Genomic DNA, 25,395 nt, shown 5'->3' with positions numbered 1-25,395 from the left:
GCAGCCCACAGATGAGCGTAAAAAACCCGGTTTCGAGGAGTCGGAGTGCGTCGATAAGCTGTCACGCATTTAAATTGTATATTCAGGGCGGGCGGGCCGCCAAACCCCTACTCCCCACAAGACTTTGATTTTTTTTGACAGACATTTTAAATGCCGCAACAGCTTACGCAAAGAAACCGGGTTTCTACGAAGAAACCCGGTTTCTGATCCCGCGCTAGAGTTTGACCTCCTTACCTCGTCACGCACACTCCGCCCACGGATACGCGACATTGATCGCGGCGCTCATCGAACCTCCTATTATCATCCAGCCTCGCCGAATCTAAATCTCTAGTCCGCGAATTGTAGTAATAATCTCCCGCCGGAAAGTTTCTAGTCGGCACAGCGCAGTAAGTCGAGTCTTGATTATTATCGTCAAACCTGACTCTCACCATAGAACGTCTCTCGCGACAATCAACAGACCGCAAGCCAAAATCATCTTGCAGAATCTGTGCTCTGTCATATTGACCGTCATATCGATCGTTATCTCGCCCGGTGTACCAATCGTCCCGCGAATTGCGAGATCGTCTGTCGCCCCCATCAATTCCCGCAACTTCCAGGGTATAGCTACCGCCTCTGGCAGCATCTTTTGCTAATACTAAAAGCTTGTAATCGCCACTACGGGGAATTTGATAATTAAAAGAACGGTCTTGCGTAAAAGCGACTTGTTTGTTGTTCCCGTAAAACAGCACCATGACGGGAGTAAAACCGCTACTTCTATCTGTATCTAAAAACACTTCAATGTTGTCGCCTTCGCGAGCGCTGAATGTGTATTCTTGACCACGCAATTCTTCCGTCGGAGAACCCGGAACCCACATATTCCGAAAACGGTAGATGGGGGAAGTGCGGCGAATTACTCCGGCAACGCGATCGTTATTCCGTATCTGTTGGCCAATAGCACTTGAGGAAATCCCCGTAAGTGCCAGTCCGGTAACTAGCACAGCGGCAGCAATACTGTTTAACAAGTTGTGTGTTCTCATATCAACCTCTGGAAAAATTTAAAATCTTTTTGCTTTCTTTGCGCCGACATTTGCATACACAATCCATTTTAAATGTAATTTCTGCCAACCGTGTCAACCTCACCTAACGGGACTATTGAGCGGGTGCAAAATCTCATGTTAAAGTTATAGACGTTGATCCCTAATTTAAAGTTGCGATCGATCGCCGCAAATCAGCAATCCCGAATCAGCGTCGAGACTCGCCATAATTCCCATAGGTAAAGCAGCGTTAACTCCCTCGTGCCCGAAGGGCAAATCCGAGACAATGGGAATATTCAAGTCCCCCAGCCGATCGCGCAAAACTTCTTCAATGCTAAAACTGGGAATACTCGGGTCAATCTCGCAGCGGCTGAAACGCCCCAAAGCAATGCCCCGCACGCCTGCGAAAGCCCCTGCCATCCGCCACAAAGTCAGCATTCGATCGACCCTGTAAGGAGCCTCAGAAACATCCTCAAATGCGAGAATAACCCCGGTCAAATCCGGTTGATACGGGGTTCCGAGCAAATGAGAAGCAACCGTCAGATTCGCCGGAAATAGAGGCCCGGTGGCTTGTCCGCTGCCCCATCCTTTACCTTGCAAAGATTGTAAGGGACGACCTTCTATGCAGTCAAAAAGTCGATCGACAGACCAATCCGGTTCCGCAGCCAAAGTTGTCAGCATCGGCCCGTGAACACCCCAAACACCCAATTTAGCCTGATTCCACAGCAAAGCAGTAATATCTGAAAAGCCGATTAACCATTTCGGCGAATGGGAATCGGGAGTTGGAAACTGGGACTTTTCCGCCTTTCCCACATTTCCTTTTTCCAAAAGTCGAGTGCTGCCGAAACCGCCTCGAACACAGAGAATACCGCGACAATCCGGGTCATTGAGGGCATCTGCCAACTGTCGGACGCGGTTTTCGTCGGAACCTGCCAAATAGCCCCAGCGATCGTCAAAACCCGGTGTTAATTCAATTCGATAGCCGCGGGATTTCCAAATTTCTACACCCTTTTCAAAGTTGGTTGATTCTCGCAAAGTGCCACTAGGGGCAATTACTTTGAGCAAATCTCCTGGTTGCAGAAATTTTATGTTAGTCATTAGTAGGTTGATTGTTGACTGTTGACTGTTGACTGTTGACTGTTTGCTGTTGATTGTTAACCTTTGGCTTTTTGTTTTAGTGAGTTAAGATAGGCATTAAGTTGTGGTGAAAGTTCATTTAATAAAGGATGCACTCGATCGATTTGTTCTTGAGTCAAAAGATTGCGAGCGATAGTTGAGGGCAAACCATTGACGGTTAACCGTCAACCGTCAACGGTCAACTGTCAACCGTCAACAATTAAGGTAAAGTCAGAATTTCTACCCCAGAATCAGTCACAGCCAGAGTGTGCTCGAATTGAGCCGAAAGCTTTCCATCTTGCGTGATAGCAGTCCAACCATCGGCGAGAATTTCCACTTCCCAAGTGCCCTCATTAATCATTGGCTCGATCGTAAAAACCATGCCTTGTCTGAGCTTCTTCCCCGTGCCCCGCTTACCGTAGTGCAAAATTTCCGGTTCGGTGTGAAAAACGCGGTGAACGCCGTGTCCCGCAAAATTTCGCACTACCGAAAAACCCTGTGCTTCAGCATATTCTTGAATCGCTGCACCGATGTCACCGGTACGAGCACCCGGTTTGACTTCGGCAATTCCTCTTCTTAAACATTCCTCGGTTACTTCAACTAACTTTTTCGCTACAGGTGAAGGTTTTCCCACAAAAAAAGTCTTGGAAGCATCCCCATGATAACCATCAACTAAAGGCGTTACATCAATATTAATAATGTCCCCTTCTTTAAGAATTTGTTTCGCATTGGGGATGCCGTGACAGACTACTTCATTGACGCTAGCACACAGAGATTTGGGAAATCCTTTATAGCCTAGGGGAGCGCTCTTTGCTCCGTGTGCCAAAGTCCAGCGTTCGGCTTCATCGTTAATTTCTAGAGTGCTTACTCCCGGTTTAACCATTGGTTCGAGATGTAGCAGAAGTTCGGCCGCTAAACGGCCGGCTTGGCGCATTTTTTCGATTTCTCTACTGGATAAAAGCACTAAACGTTCGGTTGCCATAGTTTTTTTCGGTTTTCTTTTTTGTGGTCGATTAAGAGTTTATTTAACTCACTTTTAGAAGATATTTGAATTGCTGTTCAATAAAGTTGTAAGGTGCGTCAGTCAGCGGATATTTCTAAAAATGTGCCAGTATTATTACTGACGCCCCCTACTACGAGTGATAGATTGGAACCAGTGTTCAAAACGATCGCCCAAAGCTTCCAAAGAGTATTCTACCTCTACTTGTCGCCGGCAAGCGCTGCGGTCAATTTGGTCTAAGCGGGCGATCGCACCTACCAAGCCATTTACGCTATCAGGAGCCACTAAAAAGCCCGTCAGTCCGTCTCTCACAATTTCCGCTGGCCCCCCGCGCTCGTAAGCAATCACAGGCACACCGCACGCTAAAGCCTCGATCGCGACATTTCCGAAAGCTTCCACCCAACGTGGTGTCATCAACAATGCTTGACACTCTCGGACTTGTTCTTGCATTTGAGTTGTGGTCAGAAACCCTAAATATTCTACCGGAGCATCCGGGTAATCTGCACAAATTTTTTGCCAATAATCCTCATCTTGCATTTTGCCCATAATTTTCAGGGGAATGCCTGTAATTTTCGCTGCTGCTACTGCATCTTCTAAGCCTTTCTCCGGGGCGATGCGGCCTAGCCAAGCTAATTTAGACTGCGGTTGGTCGCAAAATTGGTACAGGGATAAATCTATGCCATTTCCCAACAACTGACATTCATCAGCAAAGGCGAATGTTTTGGCTTGAGAAGCGGTGTGAACTCCGATCGTACCAGGAAACTGAACGGCGGTTTGTCCGGCGATGCGATCGAGGGCTGCGGAAAGGGAGCCCATGCTGATCAAATGTGCGATCGGAGTCCTAAAAAATGGTGTCAAATAAAACGGCAGCCAATCGTAGGCAAAATTAACAATGACATCCCATTCATCCTGAACTTGGCGAGCATATTCCCACATATTCGCCAGCACAGAATCGGCGGGCATCACAATAGGATCATTGTAATCTTGTGTTTGGGCGGTTACTTGCAAATCCCCCGTTATTTCGATTACTGGAATTGATTTTAACACTGAACCTATCGGCGCTACAACTGCTATTTTATGGCCGCGATTCTGCAATTCTTTAGCAATGTTAAGGACTGTAAGTTCGACACCGCCACCCAACCCCGAACCTAGTTGACCGACCGAAGTTGACAGGAACAATAGTTTTAAAGTGTTATTAGTCATTAGTCATTAGTCATTAATCAGCATTCACTAATTTTAACATAATCTAAATTATTAATTTCCCCTTTCAAATCTCAAGTTCAAATTATTTGAAAATTGCGACATTTATTAATCCATCCCAGAACGCGGACGGAGGCGGTTCAACTGATTGATTGCCCAGCGAGCAGTTTCCTGAACTTCTGGATCTGGATCGTCCGTCGCACGGTGCAACAAGTAACTGATTTGATTCACCAATTCGTAAATCCGCGTCAAGTCGCGAATTGCATTTTTACGCACTTCGGGATTTTCATTTTGCAGCGAAATTGACCACGCATTATTCATGGGTTTGAGCGTGCGAATGCCAATTTCCGAGAGACTTGCCAAAATTAAACTGTACTGCTTGGAGTCGGAATTTGGTAGCAAATCGAGCAACGGCTCAACTGCTCTGGAATCTCCCCGCTGGCCTAGTTCCCAAATTGCTTTGCCTCTCTTTGCCGGATTTAGCTGCTGCAAATCTTCAATCAGTGCTTCAATAATATCAACTTTAGGTCTACCATCCGTTTCGGGAAGGGAAATACCTTTCTTCTTCGCTAGGGAATCGGTTTGATTAGTTGTTTCGGGAATGTTGAAACCTGTGTTGCTGTATCCGTTGCTGTGAGTTTCTAAGGGCGAGGTGTCGGAATTAATTCGATCGCCCTCGACTACTGCATCGTCGGATTCTGATTCCCCGGATTCCAGGATAAAAGATCGATCGCTGCTCTCGATACTGTGGCCTTTTGGCAAATCAAAAGGGTAGGGCAAGGCTGACAGCGACTGTCGCCCCGAAGAAGTCTCTTTCGGTCTACTTTCGTGCGAGTTTGTAGGAGAATCTGGATTAGTAAATTGAGAGTTTCTTTGGTTGTGGCGATCAAATCTTCCTCGTCTTCGCTTAGAATAATTTGACTCGTCACTGCTAACTAATTTGATCATGATAAATACTGCCGCTGCCGTGACGACAACTGCTGCCAAACCCAACATTAAGAACCCCCGCTGACGAGACAAAATGACGATCAAATTGGATACCGATTTCGGGATCTTAGAATTAGATTTGGACGTTTTGGACGGCTGAGATTTGTTTTTATCGGGCGCTGGAGACGGTTTTGGAGGCTTGGAATCCTGGCGATCGTCCGGGGGAGAGTTTGCCTGAGCAATTTCTTGGGAAACAGCCCGGTAGGAGGCATTGAGTACCTGGTGCCCTCCGTCGGCACTTGGACTGAACGCAGCGCCCAGACAGGCAATGCAGGTGAACAAACATACAGAGGAGCGGTAATGCGCCATAAGACTCAATCCGGGTTTTGAGAGGCAACGCCGCATGACGAGCTTTAGTTTAACCTTGAGTTAGCTCGATCCTAGCTGCTATGGGCTTAACTAACTCACTAATAGCACCAGACTAACGAAAAACCCTGGTTGAGAGGGCACCGAGCCAGCTCTCATAAGCACAATTGTGTCATTGACGTGCAACTCCTTTAAATAATTAGTTTAATTAGTTTAAAACGAACAACTACATCGGCGGCCGCGACTTTAGCAGCGGCATCCCGAAAGTTGATTGCAGCTAATCTCACCTACGTGCAGCGTGCGGTGCAGGCCCCGCAGCGCAGCACTGCGGGGGCGCTAGCAGACGATTGTGGCTCGCCGTCGATTTCTCACTAATAGCGTGGCATGACCAAGAGTTTAACAAGCTTCTGAGCCTGGCGGTCGATCGTTTTTGTCTTAATTTGGGCCCAAGTGGGACAGGGGGATTGGCACTGGAAACGAGAAACCGCATTTTTGAGCGGATTCTTGGCTGCTAAACCCAATATTTTCAGTACATTCGAGGACGCACTCTCGATCGAAGAAACCGGGTTTTTTTACCAAAAATGCTGTAAGAAAGAGAGCGCTGATTTGACCAATGTTAATTTCAAGGGGGGGAATTATGGCGGATAGAAGTGTTTGGGCGATCGCCTAAGATAACCGTTAGGAAATATTGTATTCAGCAAGCAAGGGCCAAAAATCATACTATCTTGTAAAAGAAGGGTCGGATTTAGTTAGAAGCTATAGTGAGAGCGAGTATACCCTTTCACGCACGCGCCCTCTCCCCACGTTCTGTTTATTTGTACATACTTACTTAAGTTAAATCTATGGGTATTTAATGCTGTGCCACCAAATTTGATATAAGATCGAGCTAAATTTCTAGTGTGAGAGTAGAGGCGTTTGTGAGCCAACAAGATATTTTAAATTTAGCAAAAGAAGGCGATGCCAGGGCGATCGCATTTCTGATCGGCCAAGCACTCCAAAGCTTCGGCGTCACGGCTAAAGCCAGCCGCGAAAATGACACCCTGCACCTGCTGCTGGAAGCAGAACATTTACCTGCAGAAGAAGCCTGTCTCCGAGTCGCCGTCAAAGGGTTGCAGCGGCTGCAACCAAATAACCTTTACTCAGTGACAGTTTACGGGCGGCAGGGCGGTCAGCAATTGCCCGCTTGGACTCAGACGGTAGAATTAAAAAAACGCTTGACTTCCGAACCCGTGAGTGCATTAGTTGCCGTGAATGCAGCAGTAGCCGCGAGTGCAGCAGTAGCCGCGAGTCTACCCGCTTCTCCCATTCCTGTGACTTTGCCCAAGCTAGAAAAACCTCAAAATGTCACAACTGCGCCCCCTCAAACACCAGAACAATCTCCGCTCCAACCCCCTAAAACCCCCACTCCAAAACCCCCAAACCAAAGGCAGCAAAAGCAATCACCCCAGCCAGAGTTAGCCCGCACTAAAACTAAAAAATCTGGGCTGTCAGTCGGTGCTCTGAGTCTAATTCTCGTGCCGATATCCGGCTTTGTTCTGGCTTCTCAATTTTACAAATCCCCAACCACCGCTACTAATAACCCTCTCACGTCAAAGCCTGCGGTACAAGAAGTGAGCTCGACACCCGCGCCTGCACCCGCAGCCAAACCCCTTCCCGCTCCAAAATCGCCCTCCCCGGCTGCCAAAAAACCTGCCACTGTGCCCGCCACTGTCAGCATCAAAGCAGTTGGCGACATGATCCCCGGCACAAATTATCCCTACAACAAACTGCCGGCAAAAAAAGAGATGTTATTAGAGTCGGTAAAACCGTACCTCAAAGGAGCTGATATTCTATTTGGCAATTTTGAAAGCACGATGACCGATTATCCTTACAGTTCCAAAGCAGGCGGCGGACGAATGCTGTTTGCCTTTCGGACGCCTCCGAGTTATGCGAAAATTTTCAAAGATGTTGGTTTTGATATTTTGAGTATTGCCAACAATCACTCTTACGATTTTAACGAGCAAGGATTTAATGACACGATTAAAAACATCGACAGCAATGGCATGAAGGCTGTTGGCAAAAGAGATCAAATTGTTTATCAAAATGTCAAGGGGGTGAATTTTGCATTTATCGGTTTCAGCAACTACGGCGAAGTTCACAATTCTTTGCTGGAACTGAAAGCAGGATCAGAAGTTGTCAAAAAAGCTAAGGAAAAGGCTGATATTGTAGTGATATCAGTTCATGCTGGAGCTGAAGGAACGGGTGCTCAGAATGTGAGAAATAAAACTGAGTTTTTTTACGGAGAAAACCGGGGAAATATGGTGTTGTTTTCGCGGACGATGATTGATGCGGGAGCAGATTTGATTTTGGGACATGGCCCGCACGTTCCCCGAGCGATGGAACTTTATAAAGGGAAATTGATTGCTTATTCCCTGGGAAATTTTTTGGGTTATCGCACTTTGTCCACAGCAGGAGCACTCGGTAAATCTCTAATTTTGGATGTGAAAATGACTCCGCAAGGGGATTTTGTTTCTGGTAAGATTATCCCCATCCAACTTGACGGGCGAGGTGTTCCGGCTGTTGATAACAATTTTAGGACTGTGGGGTTGATTGACCGTTTGACAAAGAGCGATTTTCCCAATAGCGGTTTGACAATTGATGACAAGGGACAAATTTTGAAAAAGAGTAAGTAGTTATTGGGAATTGGGAATTATTACTTGTTCCCAGGATCTGCATGGGAACAAGTAATAATCAATCACCAATTACAACTGATTAGTGATCAATCATCGTTTTCAAAGCTTCTTTCATTTCGTCTGCTGTCGTCGTTGCTGTACCGAATTGACGCACGACAATACTAGCCGCCAAATTGCCCAAAACTGCCGCTTCCCAACCAGATGCACCGACGCACAAAGCTAAAGTCATTGCTGCTACGACTGTATCTCCAGCACCGGTTACGTCGAATACATCAGTCTTGTTAAAAGGGGGAATGTCCCAACTTTGAATGGCAAATTCCCCCTTTTCACAAATGGATGTTGGAGAAGGTGAATTTTTGATTTCTTCGCCGTTCACCCTTTCAAACAAAGTCATCCCTTCTTCGCCGCGAGTAATCAGGATTTTTTGAGCTTGAGTTAAGTTCAATAAATCTCGTCCTGCTTGCATTAAAGTTTGAGGGTTTTTGATAGCATATCCGACGGCTTGCTCGGCTTCGGGCAAGTTCGGAGTAAATAACATTGCTCCAGAATATCGCTGCAAATTGGTTTGAGCATCGACAATTGTTTTGCCGGGAACCACTGCCGATTCGATCGCCAAACGAGTCAAAACTCCGTCGCCGTAGTCGGAACAAACCACTGCATCTACTGTCGGTATTTGCTGCCGGATGTAGTCTGCCAGTTGCAACTGCAAATCTAAATCCGGCAACTCGTCCGATTTGCGATCGACTCGGACAATTTGCTGAGTCACCGACTGCCGCGCGTGCCCGGAAATTCGAGTTTTGGTAACAGTTGGACGCTGCGAATCGATTAAAATCCCAGCCGTATCAATTCCCGCCGCCTCAAAAATACCGCACAAAGCCTTTCCCTGGTCGTCTTTTCCCACCAAACCAGCAACTTTTACTTTGCCTCCCAGTTTGGCTAAATTGTAGACAGCATTTGCGCCACCTCCGGGTAGTTGCCGAGTATTTTCGTAGCGCAAAATCAACACAGGTGCTTCGCGGGAAATTCGCTCTACTTGTCCGGTAAGAAACTCGTCCAAGGTCAAATCTCCGATCGCTAATACCTGCGCTTGATCGAAGCAGTCTAATCTTTTCAATAATTGCTCTGTTGAGGCACGCAGTTGAGGCAAAAAATCGGAATAGTCGTTAGTCATTAACCAAAAAAATGAGACTGAGGAGTTAATAATTGAGTGTGGAACGAGCGGGAATTAAAAATCCTAATATTAATTAATAATTAATTTCCTCCCTTGTTTTATTTTTAACTTTTAATTGATTTTCTCACTGGAATTTTGAGAAACCAGTTGCAGGCTATTGGTGATCGCACTCGCTCAAACAATTTTGCAAAAGAATGAATGCCGATCAAAACGCAGCCATTGAGACTCAATAAAAAGTTTCACGGTGTGGAAGTTTCCTTCTACATAAGTGCCTTCAAAAAACAGCAGAATTATTTCAATTTCTGCTTGATGATCGTAATCACCTGAGTCATTTGTTTTTTGAGTGCATCAATTTCCGCTTGCATTTTCGCCATTTTCAGAGTCATCGCCTGAATTTCGGCCTCGCCTCCTCCAGAAGTTGGTGCAGCGGCGGCGGCTGGGGCTTCCGGTACCGGTTTCTTTTTGGCCAGTACCATCGCCGATTTGATCGCCTCGGTTAGCTGCTTCTTCTCAAAGGGTTTGGCGATAAAGGCAAAAAAATGCTTCTCGAAGGGTTTCGGAATTTTTTCCATCACCTCTTCTTCGCGCCCCGACATGATCACCAAAGGTATCTTAGAAAGCTCCGGATGGGCTTGCACTTTTTGATACACTTCCCAACCACTGACTTTGGGCAGTAGGAAATCTAACATAATTAGATTTGGCCGGGCTTGACGAATCAGTTTGAGTCCCTCTTCGCCGTCTTTTGCTTCTAGAACTTCAAAGTTACCCTGAGGCAACATCTCTCGGACTCGGACCCGGATGACTTTACTGTCATCGATTACCAAGATTTTTTGACCAGCCACGACTGACTCCTTCAGTAATGAGTGATGATTCGCAACCTTCAGTATATCCCTAACCGAATTCTACCCAGAATTCTGCGCGAGTTTAGTTTTGCGGCACCTCGGCGCGATTCTGATTTCGGGTGAGACTGCTACAACTTCAGGGGCTTTGATTTCGGATACGATCGAAGGAATTAACTCGATCGCCACTTAATTATATGTCGCCCCAAATTCCTCAAACTCCTACTGTCAAATTAATTGCCGCCCAAATGCGGGGTGAAATCGAGGCGATGCCGCAGTGGTTGCGTAGGCCCGTTGGCAAAGCTAGCGAACTTTCGCAAGTGCAAAAAATTATCAAACAGCGGCAAATTCACACGATTTGCGAGGAGGGCAGATGTCCCAACCGGGGCGAGTGCTACGCGCAAAAAACGGCGACTTTTTTGTTGATGGGGCAGACTTGCACCCGTGCTTGTGCTTTTTGTCAAGTAGATAAAGGTCATTCTCCGATGCCGCTAGACCCGGAGGAACCGCAAAAGGTGGCGGAGGCGGTGCAGTTGTTGGGTTTGCGCTATGCGGTGCTGACTTCGGTGGCGAGGGATGATTTGCCGGATGGGGGTGCGGGTTGGTTTGCAAGGACGATCGCCCAAATCCGCCTTTTGAACCCGGATACTGAAGTTGAGGTGCTGACGCCGGATTTTTGGGGGGGAATCGGGAGGAGTTCAGAGGGGGAGAATTCCGGGCTCGATGAGTTGCAGCGACAGCGGATTCGCACGGTAGTGGAGGCTACACCGGCTTGTTACAACCACAATATTGAGACAGTGCGTCGGTTGCAAGGGCCGGTGCGGAGGGGGGCCAAGTACGATCGCTCGATCGACGTTCTGCGTATTGTTAAGCAATATGACCCAACTATTCCCACCAAATCCGGTTTGATGTTGGGACACGGGGAAACCGAAGCCGAGATAGTCGAAGCGATGGTCGATTTGCGGGATGCCAAGTGCGATCGACTCACCCTCGGTCAATACATGAGACCATCTCTAGAGCACCTCCCAGTGCGTAAATACTGGACGCCAGCCGAATTTGACCGTTTCGGGTCGATCGCGCGGGAGATGGGGTTTGAGCGCGTGCGATCGGGGCCTCTCGTCCGCAGTTCCTACCACGCCGGAGAGAGCGATTGAAATTAATCTCAATTCAACTCGGTATAAACTCCTTGTTACAAAAAATAACTCTAGAGGATTGTGCATAAGTGCGACGCTCTCTGCTATTTGTAAATAGAGTGACATTATCAATTAGGAGCTTTACCTATGCCAGAGATAGCGAAGAACCAATTAAAATCCGAGTCCGTGATGAAAACGGGCAAATTCCCTTACCCATTTCGCGCAGGCTGGTTTCTGTTGCTGTTAGCAATCAATTTTGTGGTTGCAGCCTTTTATTTCCATATCATTGAATAGTTCTGCAAGTTGACTTTTAGCAGACCCTGCTTTTCTCGACCTCAACGTCGGAGAGTGGCAGAGAAGGAGAGGGGGAGAGTTTTGAGTTTTGAGTTGGCGAGAATATGACTTCATCCTTGTAACTAATGACTACTGACTTCTTCCCTCTTCCCTTGAACCTCTTCCTTCTGACTCCTGACTCCCTACTTTTGCTCAATAATTAATCCGTGTATCCGTCTCGCGCCTTCCTTCTTCCTTCTTCCTTCTTCCTTCTCTAGCGATTTCTCGACGCTTCTAGCTTTGACAAGCGCTCTTGAATTTTAATAACATCTTGCTTAGTTTCAATTGCCAAAGTTGCTAAATTGTCAAACATCGGGTCTCCCGACAGCGGTCTAGAATTTGTGCGACCCGAACCTGAAGGGGAAGGAGACTGAGGCCGGTTAACTCTAGAACCTTGGTTCTGCAAGCTGTAGATTTGTCCCCTGAGTTCAGAAATTTGCCTTTCTAATTGAGTAATGCGAAACTCTAATTGAGTTGTGGATTGAGCGGGCGTAACAATTGGCGCAACAGCAATTGCTAAGGCGCAAGCCAGACATAAAAGACAAATTGTTAGGGCGCGATGGCGAATATTTTTCGGCATAGCTTTAATAATTTAAATTATACCTTTTCTACGATAACAAATCGCCGAGATTTTTTGCCTCTATCAGAAGTAGGTCTTATGGCAACTTGGAACGTAGCTATTTTAATGTTCGATGATGTCGAGGTACTGGACTTTGCAGGCCCTTTTGAAGTATTTTCGGTGACATCAGAATTAAGTAAGGGCGATTCCCTTCGGGATAGCTTCGCTTCACGACCTTTTGCAGTCTCTACCGTAGCCGAACATCCCGGTGCTGTCAACGCCCGCAATGGTTTGAGTGTAAATCCCGACTGCACCATTTCCGATTGTCCGCCACCAGATATTTTAATTGTACCGGGAGGACAAGGTACAAGAAAGTTAATCGATAATTCAGGAGTTATTAACTGGATAAAAGATTGTGCGCGAACAGCAGAATTAGTGCTTTCTGTCTGTACGGGTTCGCTGCTTTTGGCAAAAGCTGGTTTATTGGAAGGTTTGGAAGCAACTACACACCATCGGGCCTTGGAGTTATTGAGAGAATTAGCTCCCAACACAACTATTATCGAAAATCAGCGATTTGTAGATAACGGCAAAATCATCACTTCTGGGGGAATTGCTGCGGGAATTGATATGTCTTTGCACGTTGTCTGCAAACTTTTGGGTACAGCGCAAGCTGAAAAAACAGCAGAGCACATGGAGTATAAAATTGGGAATTGGTAATTGGGCAATGGGCATGGTTAATTGTATAATTTGCGCCTAGGGGCGGGTTTTACCAACCATCATGCCTAAAACAAACAATCTCGTAAACCCACCCCGCCCATACACAAAGAATGCTACCCAATGTTATATCAAGCATCTTCGCCCCAAACTTTTAGTTGTAAATAGACTAATATCAAAGCTACAGCCATCAGGAAAGTTGCCGCTGCGGCTGCATAGCCAAAATCAAATTGCGAAAAAGCTTGCTCGTAAATATAATAAACTAGCAAATTAGTAGAGTTCAAAGGGCCGCCGCCGGTGATGACGTAAACTTGCTCGAAACTCCGCAGAGTAAAAATAGCAGTAGTCACGGTAGCAAATACTAAAGTTGGCCGCAAACCGGGTAAAGTGATGTACAAAAATTGCTGCCAAGCATTAGCTCCATCCAATTCTGCGGCTTCGTAACGATTTACCGGAATTGCTTGCAATCCTGCTAAAAATACTACCATATTAAAGCCTAATTGCTTCCAAACACTGAGCAGAATTATCACAGGCATTGCCCAAACTGTGCTACTCAGCCAAGGAATTGGATTTAAGCCGATCGCACTTAGGGCATTATTCACCGGGCCTTCGGTTTGAAACAACCACCGCCAACCCAACCCCACTGCAACTAAAGAGGTAATCGAAGGAATAAAATAAGCGGTGCGGAGAGTTCCTCGCCAAGCAAACGAGCGATTTAGCAAAACTGCCAAACCCAAAGGAATTACTAAACTGGGAATGACTGTAGCAGTAGTAAAATAGAGCGTGTTTTGGAGAATTTGCCAGAAATCCGGGTTTGTGACTAGACGCCAGTAGTTGTTGAAGCCAATCCAACGCACTCCCGACTGGGTAAAGCTGCCGCTGGTAAAGCTGAGGTAAAATAAATAGGCGATCGGCCAAATCAAAAAAGTACCCAGAAACAGCAAAGCCGGGGCCAGAAAAGTCCAAGCTGCGATCGCATCATTATCCAACCAGTTAAAACGCCCAAATTTAATCCGAACCATTGGCTTGTAAATTTTAGCTTTTAGTTTTAAATGGTATCACATTATAGGGCAATCTCAAAATGAACCTTCTCGATATATTAGCCAATTTACCTACTATAGAAACTGAAAGGCTGCTACTCCGAAAAATAACTTTAAATGATGCCAGCGATATGTTTGAGTATGCTTGCAACCCCGAAGTATCAGAATACACAATGTGGTCAACTCACACCTCGCTCGAAGACACTAAATACTTTCTCAAGTCACTTACAAGAATGTACAAAAAACGCGAGCTGGTAGATTGGGGAATCGTCCACAAAGCCGAGAAAAAGTTTATCGGGACTTGCGGATTTGTGGAATGGAGTATGACGCACAGCCGCGCGGAAATTGGCTACGCACTTTCGCGAAAATATTGGGGCGAGGGATACATGAGCGAGGCTGTCAATGCAGTTATTGAATTCGGTTTTCGGGAGATGTTGCTAAATCGAATTGTGGCTCGATGTGAAGTTAACAATATTGCTTCGGCTCGGGTGATGGAAAAAGTGGGGATGCAATTGGAAGGGATATTGCGACAGCAGCTATTTGTCAAAGGCCGATATTGGGATCTAAAACTTTATTCGATTCTCAGGGAAGAGTTTTTTGAGAATATTGTAGAATAGGAGTGGATCAGTAGTCAGCGACAAAAAATAATATACTTAGGATTTACGCAATATCTCCATGTAGAGTGCGACCAAGCACACCTTACCCTTTACCTGTATTGTAGTAGACGAGTGAATAGTTTTTATCTTTATGACCGCTAATCCAGTATCTGTTAATTCCAATGCCTGCCTGATTTCTCCTGAGATTGGCAAAAGTGCGATCGCTCCGGCTCATCCTCCATTAAAATTAGGAGTTTTAGCATCAGGAAGCGGCAGCAACTTCGAGGTAATTGCCCAAGCCATCCAAAATCAACAACTCAACGCTCAAATCCCAGTATTAATTTACAACAACCCCGAAGCCAAAGCCGCCGTCAGAGCCGAAAAATACGGCATTCCCTCGATTCTTCTCAATCACCGCGACTGCAAAAGCCGCGAAGAATTAGATACAAAAATTGTCAAAACTTTTCAAGAATATGATGTAGAATGGGTAGTGATGGCGGGTTGGATGCGAATTGTTACTAAAGTTTTGTTTGATGCTTTTCCCGATCGCGTAATTAACCTTCACCCCAGCTTACTGCCGAGTTTCCCAGGAATTCGCGCCGTCGAGCAAGCACTGGCCGCCAAGGTTAAAATCACCGGATGTACGGTGCATATCGCCCGTTTAGAAGTAGACAGCGGGCCGATTTTAATGCAGGCTGCGGTGCCGGTATTGCCTGAAGATACCGCAGAAACGCTGCACGCTCGAATTCAGGTGCAAGAGCACAAGATTATGCTCGGTGCGATCGCACTTATTGCCGAATCTAATCGAAACTATTGTGACTAAAAACCTCACCAGTGCCGCATCTATCCCCCAATTGCCCGTCAGCCAATCACCCGAAACAAGCCCGCCGCTGACAGACTCGAATCGCCTGAAATTAATTCTCAAAGAAAGGCTCAAAAAGAACATCGGCATCAAGGGAGAATTATATCTCCCTTGCTTGCCATCGATGCTAGACGACTATCTTAAATTACTGTCAGACTTCTTAACCATCCTCGGACAAAACATCAATGCTTCCCAAACCGAAAACTTCCGAACATTAATCGCCAATGCCTTAGCAGAAGGATTCAAAAATTCCCCCCACGCTAATCTCATAGTCTCATATTTTCCCGCCAATTCCCAAAGCGGTTTAGCCGGCGGCATTACTCTGAATACCAAGATTCAAGTCGAATCGATGGCCCAGAAATATCATAGCTGGCCGGATATTCGCCCCGAACCTTTATTCGGCAGCCATCCCGATGCCAAAGTTATCGCCATTGCCGCCGAATTAGGCGAACCGGGAAAAGCACCTATTTTAGATGTTGGTGCGGGCCCAGGGCGCAATAGTTTGCCTTTAGCAAGGTTAGGTCATTCCGTGGATGCGATCGAACTAACACCCATATTTGCCGAAAAACTATCAGCAGCAGCAACCGCCGAAAACTTGCCGATAAATGTCACCCAAGGCGACGTTTTAGACCCATTATTGAGGATGAAAACTTATCGGTACAAATTAGCCATTGCTACCGAAGTTCTCTCTCACTTCCGTTATCCCGAACAAATTCGTCTTTTCCTCGGCAAAATGTCCGATGCCGTGTTAAGCGGCGGATTTATCTTATTCAGCACTTTCTTAGCAGTAGATGGGTACGAACCCGACGAGATGGCAAAACAAATGTCTGAATTGTGTTGGTCTTATCTGATTACCAGACAAGAATTGCAAGCAGCAATAGAGGGTTTGCCGTTAGAAATTATTTCTGATGAATCTGTGATTCAATACGAACAAAAACATTTGCCTGACTCGGCGTGGCCACCTACACCTTGGTTTGTCAGTTGGGCTAGCGGGCGGGATTTATTTTCGGTGCAACAAACACCGCCGTTAGAGTTGCGGTGGATACTTGTTAAACGCTTGTAAGCTAAAATAGTATGGTGCGTCAGGATGTAGTTTCTCAATAATTGATACAATAACGCACTCTGACGCACCATACGACAACTTTTAGGGGTTAAAAATAAAATTCTAAACCTCGGATGCCCGCAATTGTCCGCAGGCTGCATCTGCTTCTAAGCCGCGAGAATACCGCACGCTAACTGCAATTTTCTTCTCCTTCAAAACCGCAACAAAACTGTTAATTCGATTGGGAGTCGGGCGCTGATATTCAGCTTCCTGAATCGGATTGTAAGGAATCAAATTGACGTGACACTGAAAACCGCGCAACTGACTAGCTAACTCGGCTGCGTGTTCCGGTAAGTCATTCACATTAGCTAAAAGCACGTACTCAAAGCTCAATCTGCGCCCGGTCGATCGCACATATTCCCGACATTCTGCGATTAACTCACCCAAAGGATAAGGGCGGGCGCTAGGAATTAACTCTTCCCGCAATCTTTGATTAGAAGCGTGGAGGCTGACGGCGAGGGTAACTTGCAGTTGATGTTCGGCTAGTTGGCTGATGCGATTGCGAATTCCAACTGTGGAAATGGTGATGTTTCGCTGTCCAATTCCTACGTCTTGATTCAAACACTTGACAGCAGCTACAACATTATCGAAATTCAGCAGGGGTTCGCCCATTCCCATAAATACGATGTGGCTGACTCGGCGGCCGAAATCTTGCTGTACAGTCAAGACTTGATCGACGATTTCGTGTTTTTCTAAATTGCGCTTGAAACCGCCTTTTCCGGTAGCGCAAAAGTCGCAGCCCATCGCGCAGCCAACTTGGGCTGAGACGCACACAGTCAGGCGTTTATCGGTGGGAATGCCTACTGTTTCAATGATTTGACCGTCTGCCAATTTTAAGAGATACTTTACGGTGGCGTCTGGTGCGACCGATCGATAGTGAATGGTCGATCGCCCGATCGGAATTTTAGCAACAGTCTCGCGCCACTGTTTCGAGAATACAGAAATGTCAGAGATCGATCGCGCACCTTTCTCATAAATCCACTGGTACAACTGCTTTCCGCGATAAGCAGGTTGCCCGTTTTGCTGCACCCACTCCGTTAACTCAGCTAAACTCGCCCCCAGCAAGGGCGGAATGTTACCCGACTCAACAGCCAAAGCAGCAGTCTTGCGAGACTGATTCGCGCCCTTGGAATTACCAGAAGAGTACACCTGAGAAACGGAAGTAGGAGACATAGGTCATTAGAAAATTTAAAGCCACTCTCTATATTAAAACTTCTCGACCAAAGCTGCCGTTAATCCTCAAAAAGGTGAAGTCTCGATCCCCCTAAATCCCTCTTAATCAGGGGGAATTTGAGAATAATCCGGTTCCCCCCTTAAAAAAGGGGGTTAGGGGGCTCTTATTGTGGACTCACAAAGAAAACTCCAGACACCAATGTCCGCAACAAAGTTAATTTTTGGCAAAATTCCCCCAATATTGCGTGTAAATGACCATACCCACCTAAAATAAACTCTGGAGTTTGTTAAAAGGTGTGCAAATTTGACAGCTTTCCCTCACAATTAATGCAACTTTTATGGTGCTAAATATTCTTGCGCTGCCCTTAGCGTTTCAATTTACATCGCCGGGCCCAATTATCTTTCAACTTGGCCCCGTAGCCATTCGCTGGTACGGGCTGTTAATAGCTTCTGCCGTATTGATTGGGGTGAGTCTGTCCCAATACTTGGCCCAAAAACGCCGCGTCAACCCGGAATTGTTGGGTGATTTAGCAATTTGGCTGGTTCTGGGCGCTATTCCCTGCGCTCGAATTTATTACGTGGCTTTTGAGTGGGAGCAATACTCCCAGAGGCCTGAAGATATTATTGCGATTTGGAAAGGCGGAATTGCTATTCACGGGGCGATTTTGGGCGGCACGATCGCAGCTTTAATTTTTGCGAAAATCCAGCGAGTTTCTTTTTGGCAATTGGCAGATTTAATCGCGCCTTCGGCAATTCTCGGTCAGGCGATCGGACGCTGGGGAAATTTCTTTAACTCGGAAGCTTTTGGCAGTCCTACGGATTTGCCCTGGAAACTTTATATTCCCCCCAGCAGCCGCCCGCCCGCCTACGCTAATTTTGAATACTTCCACCCCACATTTCTCTACGAATCCCTGTGGAATTTGACAGTATTTGGGTTGCTTCTGACTTTGTTTTTTCGCGATTTGCAGGGCAAAATTCGCTTGAAAATTGGTGCTTTATTTTTGGTTTATATCGCAGCTTACAGTTCCGGTCGAGTATGGATTGAAGGGTTGCGGACTGATAGTTTGATGTTCGGGCCACTGCGGGCTGCACAGATGGTAAGCTTGACTGGGATTGTTTTAGGGTTGGGCGGGTTAGCTTGGCTTTATTTGCTCGATCGACCTTTACCCGATGTTGTCTCCCCCAATAGCGATCGGGCAAATATCGCTCACAAATCCCCAGAGGATCAATAAAAAACCCCAGAGAGGTTAGTCTCTAGGGTTCAAAACCAGGGTGCATCTACCATCTCTTACTTCCAACCAAAATAGGTACATCCGGAAGCGTCCGTAAATTTAGCAAATTTTTTAGCAGCAATGAGTTTGACAGAGATTGAATCCCTAATTCCAGGGGTATACATTGTAGGTGCAGGCCCGGGAGACCCGGATTTGTTGACTGTTAAGGCTCAAAAATTACTGGCTGCGGCCGATGTCATATTATTTGCTGATTCGCTAGTTCCAGAGCAAATTTTGCAGGGTGTGCGCGCGGATGCTGAAGTGATCCAAACTGCGGATAAGACCCTCGAAGAGATTGTACCTTTGATGGTGGAACGAGTGCGCGAGGGGAAAAGCGTCGTCCGCCTCCATTCCGGCGATCCCTGTCTCTACGGGGCCGTCGGCGAACAAATGCAAGCTTTGGCATCGGAGGGAATTGCTTTTGAGGTAATCCCGGGAATTAGCGCTTTTCAACTTGCCGCAGCTAAACTTAAAATTGAGTTGACAGTTCCGGGAGTTGTGCAGACAATTATTTTGACGCGAATTAGCGGCAGAACAGAAGTACCGGAACGCGAAGAATTGGCGAGTTTAGCGGCTCATCAAGCGAGTTTGTGTCTGTATTTGAGCGCCCGCCATGTCGAACAAGCTCAAGCTAAATTGATGGAACATTACCCATCGGATTTGCCTGTAGCGATTTGTTATCGGTTGGGCTGGCCGGATGAAAAAATTGTGCTAGTTCCCCTTGACAAAATGGCAGTTGCTACCCGCGCAAATAATTTGATCAGAACGACAATGTATGTCATTAGTCCGGCGTTGGGAAAATCAGCAGAAGGGCGATCGCGCTTGTACCATCCAGAGCACGATCGGCTTTTCCGACCCTCGAAGGAAGTTCGGCAACGGATTTTGTAACGGATGTAACGGATGTCAGAAAGAAGAAAGTTCGGCAACGGATTCTGTAACGGATGTAACGGATGTAACGGATGTCAGTCCGATGGAAGTCGGAAGAGGGAAGAAGGAGCAATTATGAAATAACCAATTACCAATTCCCAATTCCCCAATTCCCCAATCTAAAATCTAAAATCTAAAATCGCCATGACTGATTTAACTCGCAGACAATTTATCATTGTCACCGCATTAAGCGCCGGATTTACCTTAGCAGTTCATCCTATTGCGGCTGCCGTTATCAATACGGATGCTGCTGGTTTAGTTGCAGGTGAGGTAAAAATTCCCGTAAAAGACGGCTCAATTCCAGCCTACAGAGCAATGCCAGCCAGCGGCAGCAATTTTCCAGTAATTTTAGTAATTCAAGAAATCTTCGGAGTTCACGCGCACCTTCAAGATATTTGCCGCCGTTTGGCAAAATTAGGTTATTTAGCGATCGCCCCAGAAATGTTTGCCCGTCAAGGTGATGTTTCTAAAATCACCGACATTCAAGAAATTAGGAGTAAAGTTGTCTCGAAAGTTCCTGACGCTCAAGTTATGTCCGATTTAGATGCAACCGTAGATTGGGCACAAAAGTCAGGAAAAGGCAATATTAATAAGTTGGGAATTACAGGATTTTGCTGGGGTGGCAGAATTGTTTGGTTGTACTCTTCCCACAACCCGAAAGTCAAAGCTGGAGTGGCTTGGTACGGGCGTGTAGTTGGCAATTCTACGGCTTTAACTCCCAAACAGCCGATCGACATTGCAGCAACTTTGAAAGTGCCTGTCTTGGGGCTTTACGGCGGCAAAGACGAGGGAATTCCCAACGATACAGTCGAGAAAATGCGGGAAGTTCTCAAAACTGGCAGCAGCGGTTCCGAAATTGTGCTTTATCCAGATGCGCCGCACGCTTTTAACGCCGACTATCGCCCCAGTTACCGGGAAAAAGAAGCTCAGGATGCTTGGAAACGGATGCAAGATTGGTTTAAAAAGTATGGAGTTTCATAATAGTTGTGAGTTGTTAATTTTGACTTAAAACTGGTATCAAGTTTGGGATCGAAAAAGGCAATATTAGCGAATAGCCCTTAAGACAGGTGGGTTTGTGGGCCTGACATTGGTAAACTGAGCGGTGTAGAATTATCGATCGAACAGGTAAGCCCGTGCTAGACGAACAAGCTAAAAAGACCATCTTGCGGAAAATCCCTCACGGATTGTACATCTGCGGTGTCAAAGACGGGGAGGAAGTCAACGGTTTCACCGCTAGCTGGGTGATGCAATCTTCCTTTACCCCTCCCTTAGTTGTCAACTGCGTCAAGCAAGACTCCAAATCCCACGGCATGATCAAAGCCAGCGGTGTCTTTGCTTTGAGTTTCCTAGAAGCAGGGCAAAAAGAGTTAGCCCAGAAATTCTTTAAGCAGCAGCGCCGCGTTGGCAATAAATTTGAGGATGTAGAATTTTATCCCGGCGCGGAAACTGGTTGTCCGATTATCTCAGACTCTCTGGGTTACATCGAGTGCAAAGTTGTCGGCGCTGTGGAACACGGGGATCACACGGTTTATGTGGGAGAAGTTTTGGCAGCCGGCGTCCACCGAGAAGGCAATCCGTTGCTGCTAGAAAGCACCGGTTGGAATTACGGCGGCTAAAGACTTGGCAGTTGGCAACTGGCAGTTGTCAGTTGTCAGTTGTCAGTTGGCAGTTGTCAGTTGTTAGTTGTCAGTTGTTAAGGGAGGCGAGTTAAAATTAATAAAAAATCGGCGACAATCTTGTCGGTGTTTTCATCAGTTAAAATTGGTACGTGTACGAAAATACATTTGGTGCTAAGTTTAGAATCTGCAAGGTGTTTTAAAACCGCATAATATAGGGCTTCGCATACAAACTTTCCGGCTTCGTGACTGATTTCTGTTGCAGCTAAATCAGCGACTAGCGGTTCGAGATTAACTGCTGTTTTCAGAATGTCGCTATCGCAGCAAGCGCAAGATTCTACGGTTAATTTTTGCCGACTTTCGGCCATGCCGCAGCAGATAATAGTGTCGGGTTGGAGTTGGTTGATTTGGGCGATCGCTAAATTAGGTGCTCGCTGAAAATCTACTGGCAGTTTCCTCAAAAAAGTTAGGGAATCAGGCAAAGATTTGATATGGGAAATCTTGGCTAATAAGTCGTCCGAAGAGTTGGATTTCTGATGGGGAAGCCAAGTATCAAATGAGGTTAGCAGGATTTTCGCCGTCATATTTGTGCAATAATACTGATATTGATAATATAAGGCAAGTAAGTCAATGTCTGTCATTGCAGTAGTAGACTATGACATGGGCAATCTGCACTCGGTCTGTAAAGGCTTGGAAAATGTGGGTGCAGTGCCAAAAATTACAGATTCTCCTGCTATAATCGAGCAGGCTGATGCGGTGGTTTTGCCGGGAGTTGGTTCGTTTGACCCGGCAATGCAGAATTTACGATCGCGCAATTTGATAGAACCGATAAAAAGGGCGATCGCCTCTGGAAAACCTTTTTTAGGCATTTGTTTGGGTTTGCAAATTCTGTTTGAAAGTTCCGAAGAAGGCGTAGAACCGGGATTGGGGGTTATTGCGGGAAAAGTGCGCCGATTTCGCTCGGAACCGGGTTTGACAATTCCGCACATGGGATGGAATCAATTGCAATTTACTCAGCCGGATGTGCCGCTGTGGCAAAATTTACCGTCTGATCCTTGGGTTTATTTCGTGCATTCTTATTATGTCGATCCAGTTGATTTGGAAGTGCGATCGGCAATGGTGACTCACGGTAGTCAAAACGTGACGGCGGCTATAGCTAAAGACAATCTGATGGCCGTGCAATTTCACCCGGAAAAGTCTTCGAGTACGGGATTGCAAATGCTGTCAAATTTTGTCAGTCTGGTGAGGGAAAAAGTACCTGCTTAGGTGGCATGAATCTTGAAAAACCCGGTAGATTGCCGAAACCGGGTTTGACATTTTTAAAAGTCTTCTTCCTTCTTCCGACTTCCATCGAACTGACATCCGTTACATCCTCAGAAAGCGAATCCGTTGCCGAACTTCCTTCTTCCGACTTCCATCGGACTGACATCCATTACATCCGTTACATCCGTTACATCCGTTACAAAATCCGTTGCCGAACTTCCTTCTCCCTAAATGACTTTAAGAATCTGTGGCAATCGCCAAATCAAAACCCTGCCGGGACTCGCAACTCGCCCTACACCTTCGCGAGTCAGAGAAGCTTTATTTAATATTTGGCAAGGGACTATCGCAGATTGCAGATGGCTTGACATTTGTACCGGCAGCGGTTCGATGGGTGCAGAAGCTTTGTGTCGTCAAGCCGCGAGTGTCACTGGCATCGAACAGTCGGCGAAAGCTTGTGCGATTATCCGCGAAAACTGGGAGCAAGTAGCAGACTCGTCCCAAACCTTCCAAATATTGCGGGGAAACGCGACGGCGAAATTGGCGGCACTAGCGGGGCAGCAGTTCGATCGCATTTACTTCGATCCGCCCTACGCCAGCGACTTGTACGAACCTGTGTTAAACACGATCGCCAGCCAAGAAATGCTAGCACCAAACGGGGAAATGGCCGTCGAACACAGCCCGGAGCGATCGACACAACCGATTTCCGGTCTAGAAATTTGCCGCCACAAAGTATACGGCAACACAGCATTAACCTTCTACACACGCAGTGCCTGACAGGCTCAAACAGCAGCAGCATCATTCCTCGACGCAAAAAGAAACCGGGTTTCATGGCGTTGGCGCGCCCCGGACTCCAAGTTTTTCCCTTGGATACAATACAAATTTTTCCGATGAAGTTAAGCTTTGTGCGTAGGTTGTCAGAGCAAGTTGCTTGAGCAATCGACGAAATAAATGGAGTTTAGGCTGAAAATAAAGACTTTCAGTTGTAACATGAACCCAAAGTGTGAGTGTGAATATTCCTAAAGGAGTGAATATGGTTCAGACACCTTCGCGCCCTCGTGGCAGCGAGTTTCCGGCTGCTAACTCGGTACAGCCAGTCAAACGCGATACGATTATGCTGGGAGATAGCCTCTCCCTGCCAAATACAAAACTCTTCGGCACAGACGGCATTCGCGGGAAAGTCGGAGAATTGCTGAATGCACCCTTAGCCCTGCAAGTGGGCTTCTGGGCTGGACAAGTTCTACGCCAAAATACCCCCAACCAGGGGCCTGTGATTTTGGGGCAAGACAGCAGGAATTCCAGCGATATGCTGGCAATGGCACTGTCAGCGGGTTTGACGGCCGCCGGTTTGGAAGTGTGGAATTTGGGATTGTGCCCCACTCCCTGCGTTGCTTATCTGGCAAGCGTTTCGGAGTCGGTTGGCGGAGTGATGATTTCGGCTTCTCACAATCCCCCAGAAGACAACGGCATTAAGTTTTTCGGCTCAAATGGCTCTAAGCTGTCGCAGCAGTTGCAGGAACAAATCGAAGCGGGAATCCGGGGGGCAAAGGTTCCGGTTGCTAGCTTGGCTTGGGGACACCACTACCATCGGTCTGAGTTGGTTAAAGATTATGCCACTTCCCTCTGTGATTCGCTGCAACAGATGAATTTGGAGGGAATGCGGATTGTTTTGGATTTAGCTTGGGGGGCTGCCGCGGGTTTGGGGCCGCAGGTGTTCGCGCAAATGGGGGCGGAGGTGATCTGTTTGCACGACTCTCCTGATGGATCTCGTATTAATGTTAACTGCGGTTCTACTCATCTCGACAGTTTGCAAGCGGCTGTTTTGGAACACAATGCCGATTTTGGATTTGCTTTTGACGGCGATGCCGATCGAGTTTTGTGTGTTGACAACCAAGGTCGAGCGATTGACGGCGATTACATTCTTTATCTGTGGGGCCGGCAGTTGCGCGACTCCGAACAGTTACCATCCAATTTAATTATTTCTACTGTAATGGCTAACCTCGGCTTCGAGCGAGCTTGGGAAGAATTGGGCGGCAAACTAACTAGAACCGACGTGGGAGATCAGTACGTTCACGCTGAAATGCAGCGCACTGGTGCGATGTTGGGCGGCGAACAGTCTGGACATATTCTTTGTCCGCATTACGGTATTAGCGGCGACGGTTTGCTGACAGCTTTGCATTTGGCTTCGCTGGTGCGCCAGTCCGGGCAATCTTTGGCACAATTGGTGAGTGGCAGTTTCCAAACTTATCCGCAGTTGCTGCGAAATATTCGGGTGGACGATCGCGAAAAACGCCTGAAATGGCAGGAGTGCGAGGCAATGCAAAGTGCGATCGAACGTGCTACAACAGCAATGGGCGAACAGGGACGGGTTTTGGTGCGCGCTTCTGGCACTGAACCGCTAATCCGAGTTATGGTGGAAGCTGCCAGCGCCGAATTGGCTAATTTCTGGACTGAAAATTTAGTTTTAGCCGTTCAGCAACACATAGCTATCTGATGGAAATGGGG

26 protein-coding genes are annotated in these 25,395 nt (G+C 46.8%); 14 read left to right on the top strand and 12 right to left on the bottom strand.

Annotated features, from left to right (window positions below):
- Positions 1-230: 230 nt before the first annotated feature.
- The 5 genes from QUA70_RS07235 to QUA70_RS07215 all read right to left on the bottom strand — a co-directional run bounded on the left by QUA70_RS07235 (position 231) and on the right by QUA70_RS07215 (position 5,625).
- Positions 231-1,016, bottom strand: coding sequence for a hypothetical protein (locus QUA70_RS07235; RefSeq protein ID WP_333324989.1), 786 nt, complete (start codon positions 1,014-1,016; stop codon positions 231-233).
- Positions 1,017-1,181: 165 nt separating this feature from the next.
- A complete protein-coding gene (locus QUA70_RS07230; protein ID WP_333345913.1) occupies positions 1,182-2,111 on the bottom strand; it encodes an LD-carboxypeptidase in 930 nt (309 codons plus the stop codon).
- A 238-nt stretch (positions 2,112-2,349) separates the two neighbouring features.
- Complete coding sequence (gene map / locus QUA70_RS07225; protein WP_333345916.1) at positions 2,350-3,111, bottom strand: type I methionyl aminopeptidase; 762 nt, start codon at positions 3,109-3,111, stop codon at positions 2,350-2,352.
- Positions 3,112-3,246: 135 nt separating this feature from the next.
- On the bottom strand, positions 3,247-4,332 hold the full coding sequence (locus QUA70_RS07220) for a glycosyltransferase family 4 protein (protein ID WP_333345919.1): 1,086 nt from the start codon (positions 4,330-4,332) through the stop codon (positions 3,247-3,249).
- Between the two features lie 105 nt (positions 4,333-4,437).
- Entirely contained in the window at positions 4,438-5,625 is a 1,188-nt protein-coding gene (locus tag QUA70_RS07215) for a HEAT repeat domain-containing protein (RefSeq protein WP_333324995.1), read from the bottom strand.
- 914 nt (positions 5,626-6,539) lie between these two features.
- Here QUA70_RS07215 and QUA70_RS07210 point away from each other — a divergent pair.
- A complete protein-coding gene (locus tag QUA70_RS07210; RefSeq protein WP_333345922.1) occupies positions 6,540-8,294 on the top strand; it encodes a CapA family protein in 1,755 nt (584 codons plus the stop codon).
- 79 nt (positions 8,295-8,373) lie between these two features.
- Here QUA70_RS07210 and QUA70_RS07205 read toward each other — a convergent pair whose 3' ends face one another.
- Together QUA70_RS07205 and QUA70_RS07200 are read right to left on the bottom strand one after the other, a co-directional pair.
- Positions 8,374-9,465, bottom strand: a complete 1,092-nt coding sequence (locus QUA70_RS07205; RefSeq protein ID WP_333345925.1) for a PfkB family carbohydrate kinase — start codon at positions 9,463-9,465, stop codon at positions 8,374-8,376.
- 290 nt (positions 9,466-9,755) lie between these two features.
- On the bottom strand, positions 9,756-10,307 hold the full coding sequence (locus tag QUA70_RS07200) for a response regulator (protein ID WP_333345928.1): 552 nt from the start codon (positions 10,305-10,307) through the stop codon (positions 9,756-9,758).
- Between the two features lie 194 nt (positions 10,308-10,501).
- On the opposite strand from QUA70_RS07200, the gene lipA reads away from it, so the two are divergent.
- Positions 10,502-11,458 (top strand): lipoyl synthase, encoded by a 957-nt coding sequence (gene lipA / locus QUA70_RS07195; RefSeq protein ID WP_333345931.1) that lies wholly within the window; start codon positions 10,502-10,504, stop codon positions 11,456-11,458.
- 126 nt (positions 11,459-11,584) lie between these two features.
- Entirely contained in the window at positions 11,585-11,731 is a 147-nt protein-coding gene (locus tag QUA70_RS07190) for a photosystem I protein PsaX (protein ID WP_333046472.1), read from the top strand.
- A 253-nt stretch (positions 11,732-11,984) separates the two neighbouring features.
- Here the strand turns inward: QUA70_RS07190 and QUA70_RS07185 are convergent, their stop codons facing one another.
- Entirely contained in the window at positions 11,985-12,350 is a 366-nt protein-coding gene (locus QUA70_RS07185) for a hypothetical protein (RefSeq protein WP_333325012.1), read from the bottom strand.
- Positions 12,351-12,428: 78 nt separating this feature from the next.
- Here QUA70_RS07185 and QUA70_RS07180 point away from each other — a divergent pair, with 78 nt between their 5' ends.
- On the top strand, positions 12,429-13,046 hold the full coding sequence (locus tag QUA70_RS07180) for a DJ-1/PfpI family protein (RefSeq protein WP_333325014.1): 618 nt from the start codon (positions 12,429-12,431) through the stop codon (positions 13,044-13,046).
- A 128-nt stretch (positions 13,047-13,174) separates the two neighbouring features.
- Here the strand turns inward: QUA70_RS07180 and QUA70_RS07175 are convergent, their stop codons facing one another.
- Positions 13,175-14,065: a sugar ABC transporter permease gene (locus QUA70_RS07175; protein WP_333345934.1), complete on the bottom strand. Its 891-nt coding sequence runs from the start codon at positions 14,063-14,065 to the stop codon at positions 13,175-13,177.
- A 59-nt stretch (positions 14,066-14,124) separates the two neighbouring features.
- Between QUA70_RS07175 and QUA70_RS07170 the strand changes: the two genes are divergently transcribed.
- The 3 genes from QUA70_RS07170 to QUA70_RS07160 all read left to right on the top strand — a co-directional run bounded on the left by QUA70_RS07170 (position 14,125) and on the right by QUA70_RS07160 (position 16,604).
- Complete coding sequence (locus QUA70_RS07170) at positions 14,125-14,700, top strand: GNAT family protein (RefSeq protein ID WP_333345937.1); 576 nt, start codon at positions 14,125-14,127, stop codon at positions 14,698-14,700.
- A gap of 130 nt (positions 14,701-14,830) precedes the next feature.
- Positions 14,831-15,502 carry a phosphoribosylglycinamide formyltransferase gene (gene purN, locus QUA70_RS07165; protein ID WP_333345938.1) on the top strand — a complete coding sequence of 224 codons (672 nt, stop codon included), beginning with the start codon at positions 14,831-14,833 and terminating at the stop codon, positions 15,500-15,502.
- Positions 15,495-16,604, top strand: coding sequence for a class I SAM-dependent methyltransferase (locus QUA70_RS07160; RefSeq protein WP_333325023.1), 1,110 nt, complete (start codon positions 15,495-15,497; stop codon positions 16,602-16,604). Before purN ends, QUA70_RS07160 begins: the two co-directional genes overlap by 8 nt.
- A 102-nt stretch (positions 16,605-16,706) precedes the next feature.
- Here the strand turns inward: QUA70_RS07160 and rlmN are convergent, their stop codons facing one another.
- Positions 16,707-17,816, bottom strand: a complete 1,110-nt coding sequence (gene rlmN / locus QUA70_RS07155) for a 23S rRNA (adenine(2503)-C(2))-methyltransferase RlmN (RefSeq protein ID WP_333345940.1) — start codon at positions 17,814-17,816, stop codon at positions 16,707-16,709.
- Positions 17,817-18,154: 338 nt separating this feature from the next.
- Between rlmN and lgt the strand changes: the two genes are divergently transcribed.
- From lgt to QUA70_RS07135, 4 genes are all read left to right on the top strand, one after another.
- Entirely contained in the window at positions 18,155-19,048 is an 894-nt protein-coding gene (gene lgt / locus QUA70_RS07150; RefSeq protein ID WP_333345943.1) for a prolipoprotein diacylglyceryl transferase, read from the top strand.
- A gap of 120 nt (positions 19,049-19,168) precedes the next feature.
- Positions 19,169-19,975 (top strand): precorrin-4 C(11)-methyltransferase, encoded by an 807-nt coding sequence (gene cobM, locus QUA70_RS07145; RefSeq protein ID WP_333345946.1) that lies wholly within the window; start codon positions 19,169-19,171, stop codon positions 19,973-19,975.
- Between the two features lie 183 nt (positions 19,976-20,158).
- A complete protein-coding gene (locus QUA70_RS07140) occupies positions 20,159-20,995 on the top strand; it encodes a dienelactone hydrolase family protein (protein ID WP_333345949.1) in 837 nt (278 codons plus the stop codon).
- A gap of 152 nt (positions 20,996-21,147) precedes the next feature.
- Positions 21,148-21,630, top strand: coding sequence for a flavin reductase family protein (locus QUA70_RS07135; protein ID WP_333046458.1), 483 nt, complete (start codon positions 21,148-21,150; stop codon positions 21,628-21,630).
- Positions 21,631-21,707: 77 nt separating this feature from the next.
- Here the strand turns inward: QUA70_RS07135 and QUA70_RS07130 are convergent, their stop codons facing one another.
- Complete coding sequence (locus QUA70_RS07130; protein WP_445251618.1) at positions 21,708-22,271, bottom strand: pyroglutamyl-peptidase I family protein; 564 nt, start codon at positions 22,269-22,271, stop codon at positions 21,708-21,710.
- On the opposite strand from QUA70_RS07130, the gene hisH reads away from it, so the two are divergent.
- A complete protein-coding gene (hisH, locus tag QUA70_RS07125) occupies positions 22,261-22,896 on the top strand; it encodes an imidazole glycerol phosphate synthase subunit HisH (protein ID WP_333345952.1) in 636 nt (211 codons plus the stop codon). The two genes, QUA70_RS07130 and hisH, sit on opposite strands and share 11 nt — an antisense overlap.
- Here the strand turns inward: hisH and QUA70_RS07120 are convergent.
- Positions 22,865-23,059 (bottom strand): hypothetical protein, encoded by a 195-nt coding sequence (locus QUA70_RS07120; protein ID WP_333345955.1) that lies wholly within the window; start codon positions 23,057-23,059, stop codon positions 22,865-22,867. The genes hisH and QUA70_RS07120 overlap by 32 nt on opposite strands.
- Positions 23,060-23,124: 65 nt before the next feature.
- On the opposite strand from QUA70_RS07120, the gene rsmD reads away from it, so the two are divergent.
- Both rsmD and glmM read left to right on the top strand, forming a co-directional pair.
- On the top strand, positions 23,125-23,667 hold the full coding sequence (gene rsmD, locus QUA70_RS07115) for a 16S rRNA (guanine(966)-N(2))-methyltransferase RsmD (RefSeq protein ID WP_333345958.1): 543 nt from the start codon (positions 23,125-23,127) through the stop codon (positions 23,665-23,667).
- Positions 23,668-23,923: 256 nt separating this feature from the next.
- Positions 23,924-25,384: a phosphoglucosamine mutase gene (gene glmM, locus QUA70_RS07110; RefSeq protein WP_333346011.1), complete on the top strand. Its 1,461-nt coding sequence runs from the start codon at positions 23,924-23,926 to the stop codon at positions 25,382-25,384.
- Positions 25,385-25,395 lie beyond the last annotated feature (11 nt).

Source organism: Microcoleus sp. LAD1_D5, assembly GCF_036702115.1.
Lineage (GTDB): Bacteria > Cyanobacteriota > Cyanobacteriia > Cyanobacteriales > Microcoleaceae > Microcoleus.
The sequence above is the reverse complement of the archived record's forward strand: the minus strand, read 5'-3'. Positions and strand labels throughout refer to the sequence as shown.

Excerpts from the sequence above, each read along its gene's own strand:
- QUA70_RS07230 (WP_333345913.1), bottom strand. The coding sequence starts at position 2,111 with ATGACTAACATAAAATTTCTGCAACCAGGAGATTTGCTCAAAGTAATT.
- rsmD (WP_333345958.1), top strand. The coding sequence starts at position 23,125 with ATGACTTTAAGAATCTGTGGCAATCGCCAAATCAAAACCCTGCCGGGA.
- QUA70_RS07180 (WP_333325014.1), top strand. The coding sequence starts at position 12,429 with ATGGCAACTTGGAACGTAGCTATTTTAATGTTCGATGATGTCGAGGTA.
- QUA70_RS07235 (WP_333324989.1), bottom strand. The coding sequence starts at position 1,016 with ATGAGAACACACAACTTGTTAAACAGTATTGCTGCCGCTGTGCTAGTT.
- QUA70_RS07215 (WP_333324995.1), bottom strand. The coding sequence starts at position 5,625 with ATGGCGCATTACCGCTCCTCTGTATGTTTGTTCACCTGCATTGCCTGT.
- purN (WP_333345938.1), top strand. The coding sequence starts at position 14,831 with ATGACCGCTAATCCAGTATCTGTTAATTCCAATGCCTGCCTGATTTCT.
- glmM (WP_333346011.1), top strand. The coding sequence starts at position 23,924 with ATGGTTCAGACACCTTCGCGCCCTCGTGGCAGCGAGTTTCCGGCTGCT.
- map (WP_333345916.1), bottom strand. The coding sequence starts at position 3,111 with ATGGCAACCGAACGTTTAGTGCTTTTATCCAGTAGAGAAATCGAAAAA.
- QUA70_RS07220 (WP_333345919.1), bottom strand. The coding sequence starts at position 4,332 with ATGACTAATAACACTTTAAAACTATTGTTCCTGTCAACTTCGGTCGGT.
- QUA70_RS07175 (WP_333345934.1), bottom strand. The coding sequence starts at position 14,065 with ATGGTTCGGATTAAATTTGGGCGTTTTAACTGGTTGGATAATGATGCG.
- hisH (WP_333345952.1), top strand. The coding sequence starts at position 22,261 with ATGTCTGTCATTGCAGTAGTAGACTATGACATGGGCAATCTGCACTCG.
- cobM (WP_333345946.1), top strand. The coding sequence starts at position 19,169 with ATGAGTTTGACAGAGATTGAATCCCTAATTCCAGGGGTATACATTGTA.
- QUA70_RS07170 (WP_333345937.1), top strand. The coding sequence starts at position 14,125 with ATGAACCTTCTCGATATATTAGCCAATTTACCTACTATAGAAACTGAA.
- QUA70_RS07130 (WP_445251618.1), bottom strand. The coding sequence starts at position 22,271 with ATGACAGACATTGACTTACTTGCCTTATATTATCAATATCAGTATTAT.
- lgt (WP_333345943.1), top strand. The coding sequence starts at position 18,155 with ATGGTGCTAAATATTCTTGCGCTGCCCTTAGCGTTTCAATTTACATCG.
- QUA70_RS07190 (WP_333046472.1), top strand. The coding sequence starts at position 11,585 with ATGCCAGAGATAGCGAAGAACCAATTAAAATCCGAGTCCGTGATGAAA.
- lipA (WP_333345931.1), top strand. The coding sequence starts at position 10,502 with ATGTCGCCCCAAATTCCTCAAACTCCTACTGTCAAATTAATTGCCGCC.
- QUA70_RS07205 (WP_333345925.1), bottom strand. The coding sequence starts at position 9,465 with ATGACTAACGACTATTCCGATTTTTTGCCTCAACTGCGTGCCTCAACA.
- rlmN (WP_333345940.1), bottom strand. The coding sequence starts at position 17,816 with ATGTCTCCTACTTCCGTTTCTCAGGTGTACTCTTCTGGTAATTCCAAG.
- QUA70_RS07185 (WP_333325012.1), bottom strand. The coding sequence starts at position 12,350 with ATGCCGAAAAATATTCGCCATCGCGCCCTAACAATTTGTCTTTTATGT.
- QUA70_RS07120 (WP_333345955.1), bottom strand. The coding sequence starts at position 23,059 with ATGTCAGTCCGATGGAAGTCGGAAGAAGGAAGTTCGGCAACGGATTCG.
- QUA70_RS07140 (WP_333345949.1), top strand. The coding sequence starts at position 20,159 with ATGACTGATTTAACTCGCAGACAATTTATCATTGTCACCGCATTAAGC.